15 protein-coding genes are annotated in these 19,803 nt (G+C 56.5%); 10 read left to right on the top strand and 5 right to left on the bottom strand.

The window, feature by feature from the left end; genetic code table 11:
* Position 1 precedes the first annotated feature (1 nt).
* Genes GURA_RS20565 through GURA_RS20550 form a run of 4 tightly spaced genes read left to right on the top strand, consistent with a single transcriptional unit; the run spans position 2 to position 6,936 of the window.
* Positions 2–2,476 (top strand): type I restriction-modification system subunit M, encoded by a 2,475-nt coding sequence (locus GURA_RS20565; RefSeq protein ID WP_011940824.1) that lies wholly within the window; start codon positions 2–4, stop codon positions 2,474–2,476.
* The gene (locus GURA_RS23085) at positions 2,469–3,755 is read left to right on the top strand and encodes a restriction endonuclease subunit S (protein ID WP_011940823.1); all 1,287 of its coding nucleotides are present in this window, start codon (positions 2,469–2,471) and stop codon (positions 3,753–3,755) included. The genes GURA_RS20565 and GURA_RS23085 overlap by 8 nt, the downstream gene beginning before the upstream one ends.
* Positions 3,756–3,778: 23 nt before the next feature.
* Complete coding sequence (locus GURA_RS20555) at positions 3,779–5,518, top strand: SIR2 family protein (protein WP_011940822.1); 1,740 nt, start codon at positions 3,779–3,781, stop codon at positions 5,516–5,518.
* Positions 5,515–6,936 carry an argonaute/piwi family protein gene (locus GURA_RS20550; protein ID WP_011940821.1) on the top strand — a complete coding sequence of 474 codons (1,422 nt, stop codon included), beginning with the start codon at positions 5,515–5,517 and terminating at the stop codon, positions 6,934–6,936. Before GURA_RS20555 ends, GURA_RS20550 begins: the two co-directional genes overlap by 4 nt.
* A gap of 14 nt (positions 6,937–6,950) precedes the next feature.
* Here GURA_RS20550 and GURA_RS20545 read toward each other — a convergent pair whose 3' ends face one another.
* Positions 6,951–7,166, bottom strand: a complete 216-nt coding sequence (locus GURA_RS20545; RefSeq protein ID WP_198134500.1) for a hypothetical protein — start codon at positions 7,164–7,166, stop codon at positions 6,951–6,953.
* Positions 7,167–7,285: 119 nt separating this feature from the next.
* Here GURA_RS20545 and GURA_RS20540 point away from each other — a divergent pair, with 119 nt between their 5' ends.
* Genes GURA_RS20540 through GURA_RS20525 form a run of 4 tightly spaced genes read left to right on the top strand, consistent with a single transcriptional unit; the run spans position 7,286 to position 12,843 of the window.
* The gene (locus GURA_RS20540) at positions 7,286–8,356 is read left to right on the top strand and encodes a helix-turn-helix domain-containing protein (RefSeq protein WP_011940820.1); all 1,071 of its coding nucleotides are present in this window, start codon (positions 7,286–7,288) and stop codon (positions 8,354–8,356) included.
* A complete protein-coding gene (locus tag GURA_RS20535) occupies positions 8,353–8,859 on the top strand; it encodes a PIN domain-containing protein (RefSeq protein ID WP_011940819.1) in 507 nt (168 codons plus the stop codon). The genes GURA_RS20540 and GURA_RS20535 overlap by 4 nt, the downstream gene beginning before the upstream one ends.
* Position 8,860: 1 nt before the next feature.
* On the top strand, positions 8,861–12,142 hold the full coding sequence (locus GURA_RS20530) for a type I restriction endonuclease subunit R (RefSeq protein ID WP_198134499.1): 3,282 nt from the start codon (positions 8,861–8,863) through the stop codon (positions 12,140–12,142).
* On the top strand, positions 12,139–12,843 hold the full coding sequence (locus GURA_RS20525; RefSeq protein ID WP_011940817.1) for a M48 family metallopeptidase: 705 nt from the start codon (positions 12,139–12,141) through the stop codon (positions 12,841–12,843). The genes GURA_RS20530 and GURA_RS20525 overlap by 4 nt, the downstream gene beginning before the upstream one ends.
* A gap of 439 nt (positions 12,844–13,282) precedes the next feature.
* On the opposite strand, the gene ilvA is transcribed toward GURA_RS20525, so the two are convergent.
* The 3 genes from ilvA to GURA_RS20510 form a co-directional block, all read right to left on the bottom strand.
* Positions 13,283–14,491, bottom strand: a complete 1,209-nt coding sequence (ilvA, locus tag GURA_RS20520) for a threonine ammonia-lyase (protein WP_011940816.1) — start codon at positions 14,489–14,491, stop codon at positions 13,283–13,285.
* 27 nt (positions 14,492–14,518) lie between these two features.
* Positions 14,519–15,499 carry a cation diffusion facilitator family transporter gene (locus GURA_RS20515; RefSeq protein WP_011940815.1) on the bottom strand — a complete coding sequence of 327 codons (981 nt, stop codon included), beginning with the start codon at positions 15,497–15,499 and terminating at the stop codon, positions 14,519–14,521.
* A 63-nt stretch (positions 15,500–15,562) separates the two neighbouring features.
* Positions 15,563–16,315, bottom strand: a complete 753-nt coding sequence (locus GURA_RS20510; RefSeq protein ID WP_011940814.1) for a hypothetical protein — start codon at positions 16,313–16,315, stop codon at positions 15,563–15,565.
* Positions 16,316–16,466: 151 nt separating this feature from the next.
* Between GURA_RS20510 and trxB the strand changes: the two genes are divergently transcribed.
* Together trxB and GURA_RS20500 are read left to right on the top strand one after the other, a co-directional pair.
* Entirely contained in the window at positions 16,467–17,417 is a 951-nt protein-coding gene (trxB, locus tag GURA_RS20505; RefSeq protein WP_011940813.1) for a thioredoxin-disulfide reductase, read from the top strand.
* Between the two features lie 49 nt (positions 17,418–17,466).
* Complete coding sequence (locus GURA_RS20500; RefSeq protein WP_011940812.1) at positions 17,467–18,996, top strand: YifB family Mg chelatase-like AAA ATPase; 1,530 nt, start codon at positions 17,467–17,469, stop codon at positions 18,994–18,996.
* Between the two features lie 67 nt (positions 18,997–19,063).
* On the opposite strand, the gene GURA_RS20495 is transcribed toward GURA_RS20500, so the two are convergent.
* Positions 19,064–19,714 carry an ATP-binding response regulator gene (locus GURA_RS20495; RefSeq protein WP_011940811.1) on the bottom strand — a complete coding sequence of 217 codons (651 nt, stop codon included), beginning with the start codon at positions 19,712–19,714 and terminating at the stop codon, positions 19,064–19,066.
* Positions 19,715–19,803: the final 89 nt, after the last annotated feature.

Below are 19,803 nucleotides of genomic sequence, written 5' to 3'. Positions count from 1 at the left end.
GATGTCCAAACTCACCCTCAGCCAACTTTCCAGCCTTCTCTTCCGCGCCTGCGACGACCTGCGCGGCAACATGGACGCCTCTGAATATAAAGAATATATCTTCGGAATGCTATTCCTGAAACGCCTCTCCGACCTCTTCGACCAGGAGCGGGAACAGCTCGCCAAAGATTTAAAAGAAAAGGGGATGGCCGAGGCGGTCATCGCTGGCCAGCTTAACAACCCGGATAAATACACTTTTTTCGTGCCGGAAGAGGCTCACTGGTCTAATATCCGCCACCTCAAGACCAATGTCGGCACTAATCTCAACAAGGCGCTGGAAGCGCTGGAGGACGCAAACGTTGATGCTCTGCAGGACGTGCTCAAGGGGATCAACTTCAACAAGAAGATCGGCCAGCGTTCCCTTGACGACGATACACTTGCCAACTTCATCCAGAACTTCGAGAAGATCCCGCTTCGCGACGAAAACTTTGAGTTCCCTGACCTGCTCGGGGCGGCTTACGAATACCTGATCAAATATTTCGCTGATTCCGCCGGCAAGAAGGCGGGAGAGTTCTACTCTCCGGCCGATGTGGTGCGCACCCTGGTCGAGATCGTTGATCCCCAGCCTGGCATGAGTGTGTACGACCCCACCTGCGGCTCGGGTGGCATGCTCATCCAGACCCGCGACTATGTCCGCGAATGTGGCGGTGATCCTCGCGACCTCGCCCTTGCCGGGCAGGAAAGCATCGGCACCACCTGGTCCATCTGCAAGATGAACATGCTCCTCCACGGCATCGAGCACGCCGACATCCGCCAGGAGGACACCCTGCGTCACCCGCAACACAAGGCAGAGAACAATGAACTGCAACGACACGACCGCGTCCTTGCCAATCCCCCCTTCAGTCAGAACTACATAAAAAAAGACATCGACTATCCCGGCCGTTTCGCCGTCTGGCTTCCGGAAAAGGGAAAAAAGGCCGACCTGATGTTTGTCCAGCACATGCTGGCCGTGCTCAAGGCCGACGGCAAGATGGCCACCGTCATGCCCCACGGCGTGCTCTTCCGGGGAGGCGAGGAAAAGGCGGCGCGCAGGCACTTCATAGAGCACGGCTGGCTGGAGGCGGTAATCGGTCTACCCGCAGGGCTCTTTTACGGCACAGGCATCCCTGCCTGCGTGTTGGTGATGAACAAAAAGGACGCCGGTTCGGGTGATAACGTGCGCGACCACGTCTTCTTCATCAATGCCGACCGGGAATATCGTGAAGGGAAGGCGCAGAATTTCCTGCGTCCAGAGGATATTTCCAAGATCGTCCACGCCTACCGTACCATGGCGGACGTGCCCGGCTACGCTCGCCGGGTGCCGGTGAGCGAGATCAAAGTCGAGGATTACAACTGCAATATCCGCCGCTATGTGGACAACGCCCCGCCGCCCGAGCCCCACGACGTGCGTGCCCACCTGCACGGCGGGGTTCCGACCGTTGAGATTGAGGCCATGGCCCGTTACTGGACCAACTATCCTGGTCTGCGAGAGCGCTGTTTTGTACCGCGTCCGGGCGATTCCCTCTATGCCGATTTCACCCCTGCCGTCACCGATCGACGAACTTTGGCCGAACTGGTCAAAACCGACCCTGGCGTGGTGGTGGCGCAGAGCCGCTTTTTGCAGACACTGGAAACGTGGTGGGTGGAGAACCTGCCGCTGATTGAAGATCTCGCCCCCAGGAACGGCCAGAAGGGGAATGTCTATGAACTGCGCCGTGGGCTTCTTGCCACCATCGCCTTGACCTTTTCTGGGCAGGGCCTGTTGACCGAACACCAGATTCGTGGTGCCTTTGCCCGGTATATGGATGACCTGAAGGCAGATCTCAAATCCATCGCCGCCAGCGGCTGGGGGCCGGAACTGATTCCCGACGCCGACATCCTGGAGAGCCAGTTCCCGGAACTCCTGGCCGACATGGAACAGAAGCGCCTGCGGTTAGCCGAACTCTCGGCTCTCTTTGCCGCCGCCGATGAAGAGGATTACGAAGACAGCGACGACACCGGAGTCCTCCCCGCCGAGGATGTCAAGGCGCTCAAGTCCGAACTCAAGGAGGCCAATGCCCAGGCCAAGCTGGCGAAACGGGAAAACCGGGACGCCACGGCTTTCACAGCCCGCGCCCAAGCCGCGGAGGCACGTCTTGCCCGGCACAAAGCGCTGGAGGATGAGGGGAAGCAGTTGAAAGCAGAGCTGCGTGCCACGGAGAAGAAACAGGAGGATCTCGTTGCTGCCGCCCGAGACAAGATCGACCACGATGCAGCCCGTCGTGTCATCCTCGACCGGCTGCGTCGCCTGCTGGTGCAGACCTATGAAGGGTATCTGCAGGCCGACCAGCGGGCGTGTCTTGCTGCGCTGGAGAATCTGCATGGGAAATATGCCGTTACTGTCAAGGACATTGAGGCCAGGCGGGATTTGGCTGCGGAGAAGTTGAAGGGGTTTTTGGTGGAGTTGGGGTATGAGTGAGTGGTCTACTGTTCCGTTTGGTCAAATTGCCAAAAAGATTGTAAACGGTGGAACCCCGTCGACTGATATAGACCGTTACTGGAATGGAAACATACCTTGGATAACTGGAGCCGACTTCACGCCATCTGGCATCGGGGAATTCAGGCGCTTCGTCTCGGAGGAGGCTGTCAGGCAGTCGGCTACAAATGTGATTCAACAAGGTCAATTGTTATTGGTCACCCGCACAGGAGTCGGAAAAATTGCCATTGCCCCATGTGACATCGCCATCAGCCAAGACATCACTGGAGTTTACGTCGATGATAATCAGGTTGCTACATCGTTCCTTTTTCATCGAATGCGTCAGGGAGTGGAAGACCTCAAAAAACTGAACCAAGGAACGAGCATTAATGGGATAATCCGCTCCGACCTCGTTGCTTACTTGGTGGAGTTGCCAGCACTTCCTCAGCAGCGCCGCATCGCTGAAATCCTCTCAACACTGGACGAAACAATTGAGCAGACCGAGGTGCTGATTGCGAAGATGCAGCAGGTCAAGGCTGGGCTGATGCACGACCTGTTCACCCGTGGCGTCACCCCCGACGGCCACCTTCGTCCCACACGCGAACATGCGCCCGGCCTCTACAAAGAATCTCCGCTTGGGTGGATTCCGAAGGAGTGGGAGGTCGAAAGACTGGGAAACATCTTACGTAAATGCGGTGGATACCTTCAGACTGGGCCTTTTGGCAGTCAGCTCCATGCTCATGAATATCAGGCCGAAGGTGTTCCAGTCGTGATGCCCCAAGACATCAACAATGGATTGATTGGCACAGAGAATATCGCCCGAATTCACGAGGCACGTGCCAATGATTTAGCGCGGCATCGAATGAGTCTTGGTGACATGGTAATTGCCAGACGAGGCGATCTTTCACGTGCAGCAGCAATCAGAGAGTCAGAGCAGGGTTGGGTTTGTGGGACAGGGTGCTTCTTACTACGCTTAGGACAGAGCGCCTTGACGGCAGACTTTGCAGCTCAAGTTTACCGACAAGATTTTGTGCAGCGGCAGATCGTAGGCAGAGCCGTTGGAACCACAATGCCGAGTTTAAACAACTCGGTTATGGAAGGGTTGTTTTTTCCTTTTTGTGATTTAGATGAACAGGTGCGAATTGTTGAGCGGCTGGAATGGATGGAAATGAATATTTGTGCTCTTAATGAAAGTCAGTCCGTGAATCGACTAATCAAACGCGGCCTCATGCACGACCTCATGACAGGTAACGTGCAAGTGTTTGAACGTACCGAAATTTAACCTTCCAGCAAGGATGAATTGCTATGGGTAAAGGGAACAATGTGCCTACGATAGAAGCGGATGATTTTGCTCGACGTTTTTCTTTACGGGCTGGGAACCTGATGTGGCTACTCGGTGCCGGTGCATCGGCCTCAGCTGGGATACCCACTGCCGGAGATATGGTCTGGGAGTTTAAGCAGCAACTATTCATCAGCCAACGACGAGTTTCGCACCAGTCTATGGCCGATCTGTCGAATCCCACAATTCGTGCTCAGTTACAGGCCTACGTTGATTCCTCAGGGAGTTTGCCTTCTCCCGGCTCCCCGGACGAGTACGCAGCACTTTTTGAAGCAGTTTATCCTGCAGAGTCGGATCGTCGCGCCTATTTGGATGCCAAAATGGGTGGAGCAAAGTTGTCCTATGGACACTTGGCCCTCGCTTCTCTGATGCATGCACAACTTACGCGTTTGGTGTGGACAACCAACTTCGATCCACTCGTGGCGGATGCTTGTGCGAAGGTATATGACGGAACAGGACCACTCACGACTGTTGCTCTCGAAGCGCCTGATTTAGCTGCTCAGTGCATAGGAGGAGGAAGATGGCCAATCGAGGTAAAGTTGCATGGAGACTTCAGATCTCGGCGACTCAAAAACACTGGTGATGAATTGCGTTACCAAGATCAACGTTTAAGGCAACTTCTAGTAGATTCCTGCAAACGCTTTGGACTTGTTGTAGTCGGGTACAGTGGCCGTGACGATTCCATTATGGATGCACTGGAGGAGGTGCTGGAACAAAATGGCGCTTACCCTTCCGGATTGTTCTGGCTGCATCGCGGGGAAGATCCACCGCTCGCCCGAGTTGAACAATTGCTGGCGCGAGCGAAACAGGCTGGAGTGGAGTCAGCACTGATAAGGGTTCAAAACTTCGATGAGGCAATGCGAGACTTGGTGCGAATGGTAAAAAGCATCGACACCACGATACTCGACACCTTCGCAGCCGAGCGCCGCCGCTGGAGTAGCGCCCCGCCGCCAGGAGGAAAACGAGGCTGGCCGGTGGTGCGCCTCAATGCAATACCTGTCGTACAAATTCCAACAGTATGTCGACGCGTTGTCTGTGAGATCGGCGGCCACGCAGAAGCACGGGAAGCTGTCAAGCAGGCTGGCGTTGACGTCCTCGTTGCTCGCACTCGGGCTGGCGTGTTGGCCTTTGGAGCCGATGGCGACGTGCGTGCAGCTTTTGGTGGTTACAACATTACTGATTTTGACCTACATACCATCGACAACAAGCGACTGCGCTACGATTCCGGCGAGCGTGGCCTGTTACGCAGTGCACTTACCCGTGCTTTAGAACGCCATCATCGATTGGACGCAACTCGTCGGAGAAGTGCTGATTTGTTAGCACCATCGGACCCAAGAGAGAGTGTCTGGGCACCTCTAAAGCAGCTTGTAGGATCACTTAACGGTACGGTCAGCGGTTTCCCCGGTTTGCATTGGCGCGAAGGAATCGGTACTCGGCTTGACTGGGCTGATGAACGCTTGTGGCTTCTGATAGAACCCCGCACGGTCTTCGACGGCATTAACGACGAGAACAAGGCGGCTGCCGCCGATTTCGCCCGTGAGCGAACTGTCAAGCGTTATAATAAGCAACTCAACGATCTAATCGTATTTTGGGCTGATCTGCTCTCCGGCGGAGGAGACCTGCGTGCGTTAGATATCGGAGGTGGGGTCGATGCCGTCTTTAGCCTTTCCAATATTACAGGTTTTTCAAGGAGGGCTGGGGTATGAGTAGCGAAATTTCCACTCACATTTGGCTACCAGAACCTAAACTGGCTTTTCATCCGGATCGTCAATCAGATCAAGATATTCATCCTTTACGCGGACTGCTGAGATTCGGACCACATTCAAGTGGTCTGGTGCCTGACCCAATCCGGGTTGCCACCATAGCCCCAGCCGGCGAGAGTCGCCACCTTTACGGTTTTATGAAAGAACTCAACTCTGTAGTCAAGGCGACCGAACGTGCCGAATATCTTCCAGAGTGGCCGGGTTTTCATAGCGTCTTCGGCCTCCATATGCGAGGGGCTGGTGCGGGCTGTCACATAGAACTCGACACAGAATTTGAGGCCGAGTTTCATGCTTCCTCAACGCCGCACATTGTACTAGCTGACCGCTTAATCCGTAAGATCCAGGCACTCGAAGCACACCGTGACAAATTTGATGTGCTGTTTATCTATATTCCCCAGCGCTGGACCCCCGGCTACACAGGAAGTCATGGCGAGGATTTTGATCTGCACGACCATCTGAAGGCCGCCACAGCTGCACGTCGACTCCCCGTTCAGTTTGTGCGCGAGGACAAAGCTCTAGCCTACCCGCACCGCGCCAGCGTAATGTGGCGTATTGGGCTGGCGCTCTACGCAAAAGCTGGTGGAGTACCTTGGAAGCTGGCAGAGACCGATGCTGAGACGGCCTATATAGGCATATCTTACGCAGTTCGCCCGCCAGACTCGGGCCGTTCGCGCTTTGTTACTTGTTGTAGTCAGGTCTTCGATGCTGAGGGCTCTGGCCTGGAGTTCGTCGCTTACGATGCCCATGAGGTTGAAGTTCAGCGCGAAAATCCATTCCTCTCGCGTACTGAGATGTTCAGAGTTATGACTCGCTCCGTTGATCTATACCGCCGTCGGCATGCGGGCCGCTCCCCCCGACGTGTGATGGTCCACAAGACCACCGAATTCAAACAAGACGAGATTGACGGTTGTATGGAGGCCCTTCACCTGTGCGAGGCGGTTGACTTGGTGCAAATCGTCGAAGACGTTGGATGGCGTGGCATCCGGATCGACCTCGATAAAGAGACTAAAAAAGGCAAACCTGCTTCTTTCCCTGTCTCACGGGGCACCCTCATTGGCTTGGGATCGCGTGAAGCATTATTGTGGACGCATGGTGATGTCCGCGGAATCAGTGATCGGGGGGCATATTTTCAAGGGGCTCGAAGCACTCCTCGGCCGTTGCGCTTGGTGCGACACGCTGGCCATGGGTCTTGGGATGAGGCTGCACTCGCTATTCTTGCGCTTACTAAGATGAACTGGAATAACGACGCCTTGTATGACCCACTACCCGTAACCATCGGGTACTCAAAGGTGCTTGCACGGGTTGTTAAACGCATGAGTGGATTGGGGAGTGCGCCCTATCAATTCCGGTTTTTCATGTAACCTATTCGAAGTGATTAATTGCGGTCGCTGCCACTCTCAATCAACTCATGCAGCGACTGAACCCCCTCACGCTGGAGCAAGGTATGAAGGTGCATATCACTGCGGGCATCAAAGTCCAGACCGTACATCTTCTCAATAGTTCCGACGTGGGTATCGCCCCGCTTCTGGCGAAGCTGTTCATCCTCGTTCCTGCTGCGAATGCCGCGCATTCCGGGTGCATCTTTGGCCATGATCATTCTCCCTAATGTGAAATGGTTATGTTGACAAAATATAAAATAATGATAAATTTGTCAACATGCAATGAAATGTTTTCTGTACACCGAGGCGGGAACAGAAAATGGAGACGACCATGAAACAACAGGACCCGAAAGAGATTTTCGGCCGGCGGCTTTCGCAGGCGCGACGCATGCGCGGCATGTCACTGCGGGCCGTGGCCGAGGCCATCGGAGGTAAGGTCTCCTACAACGCCCTGCACCGTTACGAGTGCGGGGAGATGATGCCGAGCGACGATGTCCTGATTCCGGTGGCGGATGTGCTGGACAAGCCGCTGGACTTCTTCTTCCGCCCCTTCACGGTGGAACTGCGGGAGCTGCGCTTCCGCAAGACCACCGGCCTGGGGGCCAAGTCCGAGGATGCGGTCAAGGAGCTGGCCACCGACTTTTTCGAGCGGTACTGCGAGATCGAACAGATTCTGGGGCTCCCCTCCCGCTTCCGCGATCCCTTGGGGCATGTCAGGTACACCCGACCCGAAGAGGCGGAGGAGGCAGCTGTCAAGGTCCGCTTACACTGGAAGCTGGGAGAGGACCCGCTGCCGAATGTCATCGAAACCCTGGAGACCAACGGCTTCAAGATCTTCGAGGTTGAGGCGCCGGAGAGCTTCGACGGCTTCTCGGGGTGGGCCGACGGCCACCCAGTGATCGTGCTGGCAACCTGGCTGAATAAGGACATGCCCCGCAAGCGCTTCACAACTCTGCACGAGGCGGCGCATCTGTTGGTGGCCCCGCACACCGACCTGAGCGGCAAGGAACTCGAAGCGTTCTGCAACCGCTTCGCAGGAGCCATGCTGATCCCCAAGGAGGTCTTTACGTCGGATTGGGGCGGCTTCCGGCACCGGATCAGCCTGGAGGAACTGATTGACCTGAAGCGGCGTTATGGCATGTCGATCGCGGCTATCATGCACCGAGCCCACGACCTGAAGCTGATCGACGATTCCACGTACCGCCAGTTCAGCATCATCCGCAAGAAAAAGGGGTGGCATCGCGACGAGCCGGGGAAATACATCGGCACCGAGCAATCCAGCCGCTTCGAACAGCTGGTCCTGCGGGCTACGGCGGAAGAACAGATCAGCTTCGACAAGGGCGCTGCCCTGCTCAACGTGTCGTTGGTGGAGTTCCAACAGACGTTGAGCGAGTTTCTGTGAAAGTCATCATCCAGGATGCATCGGTCCTCATTGACATGGCTGACTGTGACCTGCTGGACGCCTGGTTCGGGCTGGGATTTGATCTGCGCACGACCACGCTCGTCTGGCGTGAGGTCAACCGCAAGAACCAGAAGATCAAACTGAAGCGATTTGTGGATGAGGGCCGGTTCGGGATCGAAGCGGTGGGGGCGCAGGCTCTTACCGAGATCGTGCAACTTCAGGCGCTTCTCTCGTCGCGGGTAACAATCGAAGATGTCTCGGCCCTGTATTTTGCCGGCAAGCTGGAAAGCATCCTGCTGACCGGTGACAAGAGGTTGAGGCAGCATGCCGAGGAACGCGGTATCGAAACACATGGGCTGCTGTGGGTTTTTGATATACTTCTCGCCCGTGGTGCGCTGCTCCCCGGCGTGGCGGCCGATCGCCTGGAAAAGCTTATTGAGAGAGGGACCAGTCGCCTCCCTCTGCACGAATGTGAACTTAGGATCAAAAAGTGGCGCAGGTAACTTGGGTCGTTTTTTTGATTGGAAAATCATGTCTGAATATCTCCACGTAGAAAAACCATTCCTTGACCAGCTCGCCGCACTGGGCTGGACGGTAATCGACCAAGGTCAGGGGTTTATCCCCTCCGATCCTACGGCCAGCCTGCGCGACACCTTCCGCGAATGGCTGCTCCCTGATGTCTTCCACAATGCCGTGCGCGCCATCAACCGCACCGCCGACGGTACCCCCTGGCTGACCGATCGCCAACTCGATGACCTCCGGTCACAAATCCTGCGCCAGCCAAACCGTACCCTGCTTGAAGCCAACGAGGCGGTACAGGCGCTCTTCCTCAAGGCACAAGTGGATCGCAATGAGATCAGCGGCGAGCCAGATCCTGTGGTCCAGCTCATTGACTTCTCCCACCCCGAGCGCAATCAGTTCCACGCCATCAACCAGTTCCGCATCGACACGCCCGGCTACGTGAAGAAATGCATCATCCCGGATATCGTACTCTTTGTGAACGGCATCCCGCTGGTGGTGATCGAGGCCAAGATCGGCGACGCCACCACGGCCAACCCGATGCACGCCGCCTTCGAGCAACTGCTTCGCTACCGCAACGGCCGCCCGGAAACGGCTGCTGCCGGCCTGCGCGAAGGAGAGCCGCGCCTGTTCCACACGAATTTGCTGCTGATACGCACCTGTGGCGAGAAAGCGGAGTTTGGCAGCATCACCTCGGGCCACGAGCACTTCTACGCCTGGAAGGACATTTGGCCGGAGGAGAACCGCAATTACACGCCGCCGCTGGGGATCGAGCGCGAACAGGAGCGGCTGATCCAGGGGCTGCTCGCCCCAACGACGCTCCTGGATGTGCTGCGCACCTGCACGGTCTTCATGGATACCGACTCCGGCAAGCGGGTGAAGGTGGTCTGCCGTTACCAACAGTACCGCGCTGCCCACCGGATCGTTGAGCGCCTGCGCACCGGCAAGACATCAGAGGAGCGCTCTGGCGTCGTCTGGCACACCCAGGGCTCGGGCAAGTCACTGACTATGGTTTTCGTGGCCCGCATGCTGCGGGCATCACAAGACCTGGCCGACTTCAAGATCCTGCTGGTCAACGACCGCGTCGATCTGGAGGATCAACTTGCAGCCACTGCCAAGCTGATCGGCGGCAAGGTTAATGTGATTGAGAGTACGGCAGCGTTGCGCGAGCACCTGAGTACCGATACCTCCGACATTAACATGGTGATGGTACACAAGTTCATGGAACGTGCCGAAGCGCTGCCGACCATGGTTGCCGAGGCGCTTGCAGCCTACCGCCCGCCGCCGTCCGGAGCAACTTTTGGCGTGGTCAATCCGTCCGAACGCATCCTGCTGATGATTGACGAGGCGCACAGGACGCAAGGCTCCGACCTGGGTGAAAACATTTTCGAGGCATTCCCCAACGCTACCCGCATCGCCTTCACCGGCACCCCGCTTATCTCCGAGCAACACGGCAGCAAGCGCACGGTGAAGCGTTTCGGCGAATACATCGACACCTACAAGCTGATGGACGCGGTGCATGACGGCGCGACGCTGCAGATTCTCTACGAAGGACGCACGGCGGACACGGCGTTGAAGGACAAGCACGGCTTCGACACCAAGTTCGAAGACCTCTTCAAGAACCGGAGCGAAGAAGAACTCCTCGTCATCAAGAAGAAATATGGCGCCAGCGGCGACATCCTGGAAGCCGAGCAGCGCATTGCGGCCATTGCCCGCGACTTGGTGACGCACTACGTCGACAACATCCTCCCCGACGGTTTCAAGGCGCAGGTTGTCTGCCACTCCAAGCTGGCGGCGATCCGCTATCAGAAATCGATCCGTGAAGCCCTGGCCGAGCGCCTTGACGTGGAGAAGCTCAAACAGAAGCCCGACACCGAACTGATTCGCCGCATCGCCTTCCTGAAGGCCGTGGTAGTGGTTTCCGCTGACGCCACCAACGAACTGGCCGCCATCACCGAGGCGCGCAAGGAGGCGAAACGCTGGAACGCGGTGGAGAACTTCTGCAAACCTTTTGATCTGGACGACCCGGACAAGGATCTGACTGGAATCGCCTTCCTGATCGTCTGTGACATGCTGCTGACCGGCTTCGACGCCCCGGTTGAGCAGGTGATGTATATCGACAAGCGTTTGCGCGAGCACAACCTGCTACAGGCCATTGCCCGGGTGAACCGGGTGACGAAGAACAAGCACCGGGGGTTCATCGTCGATTACATCGGCCTGGCCAACCACCTGATGGAGGCGCTCAGCATCTATTCCGATGAGGATGCAGAAGACATCCAGCAAGGGCTGAAAAACCGGCTCACCGAACTGCCGATTCTGGAAGAACGCTATCAGCGTCTCCTGCAGCATTTCCGCGCAGCCGGGGTAGGGGAGATCGAAGCCTTCGTAAAGGGTGAACTGGCAACACCAGAGTCTGACGTGGCCGTGGTGCATGCGGCTGTGGGAGCGATGCAGGACATCAAGCGCCGGGCGGACTTCGAGGTCTACCTGAAGAAGTATCTCCAAAGCCTGAACCTGATCCTCCCCCACGCGTCGGGGCATCCCTACCGCGGCCCGGCAAGGCGTTTCGGCTATCTCCTCCGCATGGTCAAGGAGCGCTACAAGGACGACTCCCTCGACATCTCCGACGCCGGTGAGAAGGTGAAAGCGCTGATCAACGAGCACCTTATCGACCTGGGGATAAATCCCAAGATCCCCCCCATAGAGCTTCTGTCGGACGACTTCATCTCCAATGTGCAGAAGCATTCCCAGGGAAACCCGGAGGCGAAGGCGAGTGAGATGGAGCATGCCATCCGCAAACACTGCACAATCCACTTCGACGAAGACCCGGCCTTCTACAAGCGGCTGAGCGAGAAGCTGGAAAAGCTGATCCAGGAGCACAAGAACCAATGGGAGGTGCTGGCCGAGGGGTATGAACAACTCAGAAGCGAAGCCCTGGCGGGCCGGACGGATGCTGAGGAAGGCTTGACCAGGGAGGCTACCACCTTCTACGACTACGTGGTGCAGCTCGCTTTCGAGAATGGCGAAGTGCCCGGGAATCATCGGCATCAGTTGAAGAGGCTGATGGCTGGCATCGTGGAGATGTTGCAAGGTACTATCGGCATCATCGACTTCTGGAAGAAGCCAATCGAGGTAAAGAAACTTCGGGGGAACATCGACACCGAGATCCTGCTGACCGAGATCCCGCAACTCATCGACAAACACGAACGGATCGCGGTGGAGATTGTGAAGCTCGCCGAAAAACGCCACCAGGAGCTGACACGATGAAGGCGACCTGGGCCAAGGACATCTCATACGAAATTGTGCGTAGCAACCGCGCCACGGCGGACATCGTCATTGAACGCGATGGTCGTGTACTGGTCCGGGCGCCCGAGTCGATCCCCGATGAGCGGATAGAGTACATGGTCGAGGCCAAGCGCTACTGGATTTACAAGAACCTCGCCGAGTGGCGCGATCTCAACGCCACCCGCGTGCTGCGGGAATATAAGAACGGCGAGGGGTTTCTCTACTTGGGGCGCTCCTACCGGCTGCTGCTCGTGGCGGATCAGACGGAACCGTTGCTGCTGAAGAACGGACGTTTCTGCCTGCGGCGTGACCTGGTGGATACAGGGGCGATAGCGGCTGCAAAAGCAGCCTTTCGTAACTACTACATTGCCCGTGGAGCAGAAAGGATAACCCAACGCGTGAACTACTACGCGCCCAAGGTTGGGGTCACCCCTCGTGACATAGATGTCCGAGAACTGGGCAATCGCTGGGCCTCATGCTCACCCAGCGTCAACCTTGCCTTCCACTGGAAGTGCATGATGGCCCCGCAGACGATCATAGACTACATCGTGGTCCACGAACTCTGCCACTTCCATTACCTGGACCACACCGATGCCTTTTGGAACGAGGTGGACAAGGTCATTCCTGCATACCGCGAACGGAAGGAGTGGCTGAGGAAGCATGGGGCGGGGTTGGATGTTTGAGGCATGAAGCTGTATGTTGCTGGGTTCTTCTGGGGTCGGACCAAGCTAACCTGCTATAATTAATAGACAAATTGGCCATAATAGACCCCATTTCCAGCCTTAGAGACACGTTTTTGCAGGCAAAAAAGGGCCATTAACATTGGCACGTGCGAACCGGCACTATATTCCAGGTCAGGTGTGGCCATTGAAGTACTCACGGATCAGCTTGTCGCGCATGACCGCGATTACTTCAGTTCTCTCGTTTTACACAATTGACGGCCATTGATATTTCCTTCCTCCCCGCGCGATCCCACAAAAAGCCCGCTCTCTGCGGATTTTCGTAACCCGGCGGAAGAAGGTAACCTTCCATCTTTTCACCCGCGACGGGCATTTCGCGGAAACCGCTCGCCATTCAAAACTGAAGCTCTTCGACTGACAATAAACCTGACCTTGACCTGCCTTACTTCAGCACCTCCACCTCATACCCCCGCTCGCCCAGGTAACCCACCACCTCCCGAATATGGTCAAACCCCCGCGTCTCCAGCTCCAGCAGCACCTCGGCCCGGCCGATGGGGAGCGCTTTGGAGCGCCGGTCGTGGGTGATCAGCGAGATGTTGGCGTTGGTTGCCGCGATATCAGTCGAGAGTTTCGCCAGCGATCCCGGCACATCATCCAACTCCACCTTCAGCTTCAGGTAGCGTCCCGCTGCCAGGAGCCCCCTTTCCACCACGATAGCGATGGTCTTTACGTCGATGTTGCCGCCCGACAAAAGGCAGACGGTCTTGCCTGTCACATGCTCAACCTTGCCGTTCATCAGTGCCGCCAGGGTGACCGCCCCGGCGCCTTCGACGAGGAGTTTGCTCCGCTCCAGAAGGGCGACGATCGCCTGGGCGATCTCCTCTTCCTCTACCAGCACCACTTCATCAACCAGTTCACGGACAATGGGGAAGGTGTTCTTTCCCACCCGTTTTACGGCAATGCCGTCGGCCAGGGTGACGGAGAGGGGTGTTTCGGTGATTTTACCCTTTTCCAGGGAAAAGTGCATGGACGGGGCAGCGGCCGATTCGACGCCGATGATCCTCACCCGGGGACGGGTCTGCTTGATGGCAGTGGCAATGCCGGCGATAAGCCCGCCACCGCCGATGGGGACAAGGATGTTGGCCAGGTCCGGCAGCTCGTCGAGTATCTCCAGGCCGATGGTCCCTTGACCCGCCATTACCAGCGGATCGTCAAAAGGATGGACAAAAAGGGCGCCGGTTTCTTTCTGAGCCTTAAGTGCCGCTGCGTAGGCTTCGTCGAAGTTCTTTCCCGTCAATACCACTTCCGCGCCGTAATCCCTGGTGGCAAAGACCTTCTGGGGCGGGGTGCTTTCCGGCATGAACACCATCGACTTCACCCCCAGCAGATCGGCGGAAAAGGCGACCCCCTGGGCATGGTTCCCTGCTGATGCGGTGATCACACCGTTCCTGAGGTTTTCCCGCGGCTGGGCGGTCATGAAGTTGAGGGCGCCGCGAATTTTGAATGCGCCGGTCCGCTGCAGGTTTTCGCATTTGAAAAAGATGGGGATGCCGAGCTTTTCGCTGAAGTGGTGGGAGTGGATGAGCTCGGTGCGCCGCACCCTTTTTTTCAGCCGGTCGGCGGCTTCGTGAATTAAATTGTAGGTCAGCATAGGGGTTGGCTCCGGCGGATTCTGCCATTAATGGGGGTGATGATGGTCATGGCCGCATGGGCCGTGACCGTGTTCATGCTTGTGCGGGTGCCGGGCTGCGCGGGGACGGTGGCGCATTTCCTTGATTACCGGTCCTTCGATGCACATGGTGCACTCTGCCTGGAGGGTCGTATGGGATATATGGTATCTGTCGAACAGGAGTTCCTCGATCCTGCGCAAAACCTCTGCCTGCTCCACTTTATACTCCGGAATGATGTCGATGTGGGCGGAAAGGGCCAGGATATGGGAACAGATGGTCCAGATGTTGAGGTGATGGACGTCGTTTACCCCTTCGACGTTGCGGATGGCATCCGATACCTCGGCAATGGTCATGCCGCGCGGCACCCCTTCGAGGAGAATATGGACCGCTTCCCGTATCACCCGCCAGGAGCCCCAGAAGATGACGAAACCGATGCCGACGGAAATGATGGCGTCGAGCACGAACCAGCCGGTGAAATACATGATCAGGCCGCCGACGATCACCCCGACCGAGGCCGCGGCGTCGCCGATCACGTGGAGAAAGGCGCTGTGCACGTTAAGATCGTCGTGGGAATGGCTGTGGAGGGCAGAGGCCGCCACCAGGTTCATGACGAGGCCGATGAAGGCGATGACGAACATGGGGAGGCTCTTTACCTCTTCCGGTTGGAAGAGCCGTCCCCAGGCTTCATAGAATATTCCGATCGAAATGAGAAAAACCGAAACCCCGTTGATCAGCGAGGCAAAAACCTCCGTACGGTGCCAGCCGAAGGTGCGGGTCTCCGAGACCGGATATGAAGAGAGTTTGATGGCTCCCAACGACAGAAACAGGGCGAACAGGTCGAGAAAAACATGGGCTGCATCCGATAAAAGCGCCAGGGAGTTGGTCCAGATGCCGCCGATAACCTCGGCCACCAGGGTGAGGGCGGTGAGAATGATGGCATATTTGAACCTGCCGGCGATGCTCTTGTCGAGATGATGTTCAGCGGTCATGGACGACTCCGGAACTGTCGGTTGCCGCAGGAGAGCCGACGGTTCTCCTGCGGGCATTTCAGCTTAAAAGTTCACGGCCGCTTTCAGCGAATAGATCGGCCGTGCCGAGTATTCCGCCTCGGCAGTGATGCCGATCAGCGGCAGCGGTGTAATTTTTATTCCGGCAAAACCGCGTGGCTGCCAGATCTTTTCCTCCGCCAGGGGAATCCCGCCGGGAAGTGTTCCTGCCTTGAGTGCCCCTTTAGCTTCGCTGTCGATCCAGATGCCGCCGACGCCGGCATAGGGGGTGAAAATGAGGAAACCCTTGCTGATGGAGGCGTCAACCCCTACTGTTTGCAGGCTGAGGTCGTTCACGCCGGCAAGTCTGGTATAGGTGGCGCGGACGCCCAGGGCCGGAGTGGCGGCGCTCCCCTCCAGAATGGCTTTGCTGACCTCGGCGCCGTAGATTTTAATGTTGGAGTCAGGCACGTAAGAGTACATAGCGCCCACATCAATACCGAACGGAAGGCCTTTTCTCACCCGGATTTTTGGGATGTAGAGAAAAGACGGTGCCTTGTCGCCAAAGGCTTTTTCCCAGTAATTTTGGTTGCCGGTCTTGATATCTACGGCAGATACCTCGACACCGGCGTCAAAGCCGGTTATGCCCAGCGGTGCTGCGGGGGCCGTATTTCTGTAAGCAATGGCGGCGCCGGCCTCCTTGCTTAAATCCTTGAATTCCCCTTGTGCGAGTCCCGTGATAAAATTGATGTCCCTGGCCGCGGCGTTCCCGGCGAACAGCAGCCCCAGGCACAGGGCGACAAAAAACTGCTTACGCATTACTTCCTCCTTGATAACAGTATGTATATATTGTAGTTGGAAGTTTAACAGAGCGCCGGTGCACGGTCAATGACAAAGCTTTCCCTTGCCGCCTTGCAATTTTGGGTTGTTGCTGTTATCTTTTAGGGCACAGTTTTTCTGGAGGTTTATCATGTCTATAATTCATCACAGGCTCATCATCCTCGGTTCCGGCCCTGCCGGGTATACTGCGGCAATCTACGCTGCGCGGGGTAATCTCAATCCGGTAATCATAACAGGTATGCAGCAGGGGGGGCAGTTGATGACCACTACCGAGGTGGACAACTGGCCCGGCGACCCTGACGGCGTGCAGGGACCGGAGCTGATGGATCGGATGCTCAGACATGCCGAGCGCTTCGATACGCAGGTTATCTATGACCATATCCACAAGGCGGATCTCAAACAGAGACCTTTTGTTCTGGAAGGTGATTCCGGCACCTATAGCTGCGATGCCCTTATCATCGCCACAGGCGCATCTGCCAAGTACCTGGGACTGCCTTCAGAAGAGGCATTCAAGGGGAAAGGTGTGTCAGCCTGCGCCACCTGCGACGGCTTTTTCTACCGCGGCAAGCCGGTTGCCGTAATCGGAGGCGGCAGCACTGCCGTTGAAGAGGCCCTTTACCTCTCCAACATCGCCAGTCATGTCACCGTTATTCACCGCCGCGACCAGTTCCGCTCCGAAAAAATCCTGGCCGACAAGCTGATTGAAAAGACCAAGGGGGGTAACGTCACCATCGAGTGGCACCACAACCTCGACGAGGTACTTGGTGATGAGACGGGTGTGACCGGCATCCGCATTCGCCATACGAGCGGCTCCACCAAGGACTTACAGGTGCACGGCTGCTTTATCGCCATCGGCCATCAGCCCAATACCGACATCTTCGAAGGACAGCTGGAGATGGACAACGGTTACATTCGCACCCAGTGCGGCAACGAGGGAAACATGACGGCAACGAGCGTGCCGGGAGTCTTCGCCGCCGGCGACGTGCAGGACCAGACCTACAAGCAGGCTATCACCTCCGCCGGCACCGGCTGCATGGCAGCGCTGGACGCGGAACGCTATCTGGATATGCTCAAAGCGTAACATCAGTAAGTAGTGAACCTACTCACGACTTACTGTTCACGGGGGTTAAATGCTCGCAAAAGTCCTCAGCAGCGCCCTTCTGGGCATCGATGCCATCATGGTGGATGTGGAGGTGGATATTGCCCAGGGGTTGCCGCAGTTTGCGACCGTCGGACTCCCCGATGGGGCGGTGAAGGAAAGCAAGGACCGGGTCAAGTCGGCGCTGAAGAACTCGGGCTATGAATTTCCGAACCGGAAGATAACAGTTAACCTGGCTCCTGCCGATGTGAAAAAAGAGGGAGCCGCTTTCGATCTACCTATTTCTATCGGCATCCTCGCAGCAACCGGTGTAGTCAAAGCACAGCATATCAAGGAATATTTGCTGCTGGGAGAACTTTCGCTGGATGGCGGAGTAAAGCCGGTGCGCGGTTGCCTGCCCGTTACCGTGGCGGCAAAGAATGCAGGTTTCCGCGGAGTCATCGTCCCTCGGGAAAATGCCTGCGAAGGTGCAGTGGTTGAGGGGATTGACGTTATCGGCGTCACGGAGTTGGCGGAAGTGGTGGAGTTTCTCAACGGCGAACGCGCCATTCTCCCCAGCCAAGTCGATCTTCACGAGCTGTTTCAGCAAAATTTCGATTACGGTGAAGACTTTTCCGAGGTCAAGGGGCAGGAGCATGCCAAACGGGCGCTGGAAGTCGCTGCTGCAGGTGCACATAATATTCTGATGATCGGGCCGCCAGGTTCCGGCAAGACTATGCTGGCCCGGCGCATTCCATCGATCCTGCCGCGCATGTCCTTCGACGAAGCGATTGAAACCACCAAGATTTACAGCGTCATGGGGCTCCTGGAAAAGGAGAGGGCGCTTATTGCCAATCGGCCGTTTCGTTCACCACATCATACCATCTCCGACATAGGTCTGATCGGCGGCAGCAACACCCCGCGGCCGGGGGAGGTTTCCCTGTCACACAATGGAGTCCTCTTCCTCGATGAACTTCCCGAATTTAAAAAACATGTTCTCGAAGTGTTGCGGCAGCCGTTGGAAGACGGGCGGGTAACCATTTCCCGGGCACTTATGTCGGTGACTTATCCATCACGCATCATGCTGGTTACGGCGATGAATCCCTGCCCCTGCGGCTATCTCGGCGATCCCCTTCATCCCTGTTCGTGCACGCCTTTGATGATTCAGCGTTATCGTTCACGCATTTCAGGCCCGCTACTGGACCGTATCGACCTGCACATCGAAGTGCCGGCGGTCAAATACCGGGATCTTGCCGACCGGAGCGACGGTGAGAGTTCACAGGAAATAAGCCTGAGGGTGGAGCGCTCGCGGGACCTCCAGCGGGAGCGCTTCAAGGGGAGCAAGGTGCACTGCAACGCCCATATGACGCCCCGATTTATCAAGAAATTCTGCGAGACCGATGCCGCCGGCAACCGTATGCTGGAACTGGTCACCGACCGCATGGGGCTCTCTGCACGAACCTATAACCGCATTCTCAAGGTGGCGAGGACCATCGCCGATCTTGACGGAAATGACGGGATCAAAGAAAATCATATTTCAGAGGCGATTCAATACAGGAGCCTTGACAGAAAACCCCTCTAATGCACCCCCCGATTTCCCCTCCACCGGAGTCAGCAAAGCCTTATCGGCTGGCTGATTCCACGTAATCTTAGATATCGTGCAGGTCGATCATTTTGGCATCGCCGGCATAATCGGTTTGGGAGATCCGTGAGGCATTTGCCAGTTTTGCGACAATGTCCCTGATCCTTTCCACTTCTTTGCGGATGTGCAGCAGGGATGTCTTGATTTTTTCCTCCGGTTCGACGAGCTCTTTTTCCAGCACATAGAGAAAGCCGTAAACCGCGGTCAACGGGTTGTTTATCTCGTGGCTGAGGGCGACGGACATCTCTTTGAACAACTTCAGCTTTTCCAGTTCGAGGGCCTGTCTGTTTTCCCTTATGGCGGCCATGTGGGTCCTGACCCTGGCCAGCAGCTCCTGCGGGTAAAACGGCTTGACGATATAGTCTACGGCGCCGGCTTCGAATCCCTTCACCCTTTCCTTTTCCGCATCCATGGCCGTGATGAAAATTATCGGGATTTCCCGTGTGTCGGCATCATTTTTCAGAAGCTTGCAGACGTCGTAGCCATTCATGCGCGGCAGGTGGATATCGAGCAGAATAAGATCCGGCAAGTTGCTGTGGGCAGATGAAATCCCTTGCCGGCCGTTTTCCCGAAACTCCAGCGAAAATTCCTTTTCCAGAATATCCGCCAACTGGGCTTGTGCGACCTTACTGTCTTCTATTATCAGAATTTTTCCCATGCAAGGGTTCTCCAGCATCGCCATATCAAGTAAAAATTGCCCTAATACTATACAATTCACCTTTGTTGTCAACGGGTATCGCCAATTTC

Origin of the sequence: Geotalea uraniireducens Rf4 (assembly GCF_000016745.1) — a bacterium.
Lineage (GTDB): Bacteria > Desulfobacterota > Desulfuromonadia > Geobacterales > Geobacteraceae > Geotalea > Geotalea uraniireducens.
The sequence above is the reverse complement of the archived record's forward strand: the minus strand, read 5'-3'. Positions and strand labels throughout refer to the sequence as shown.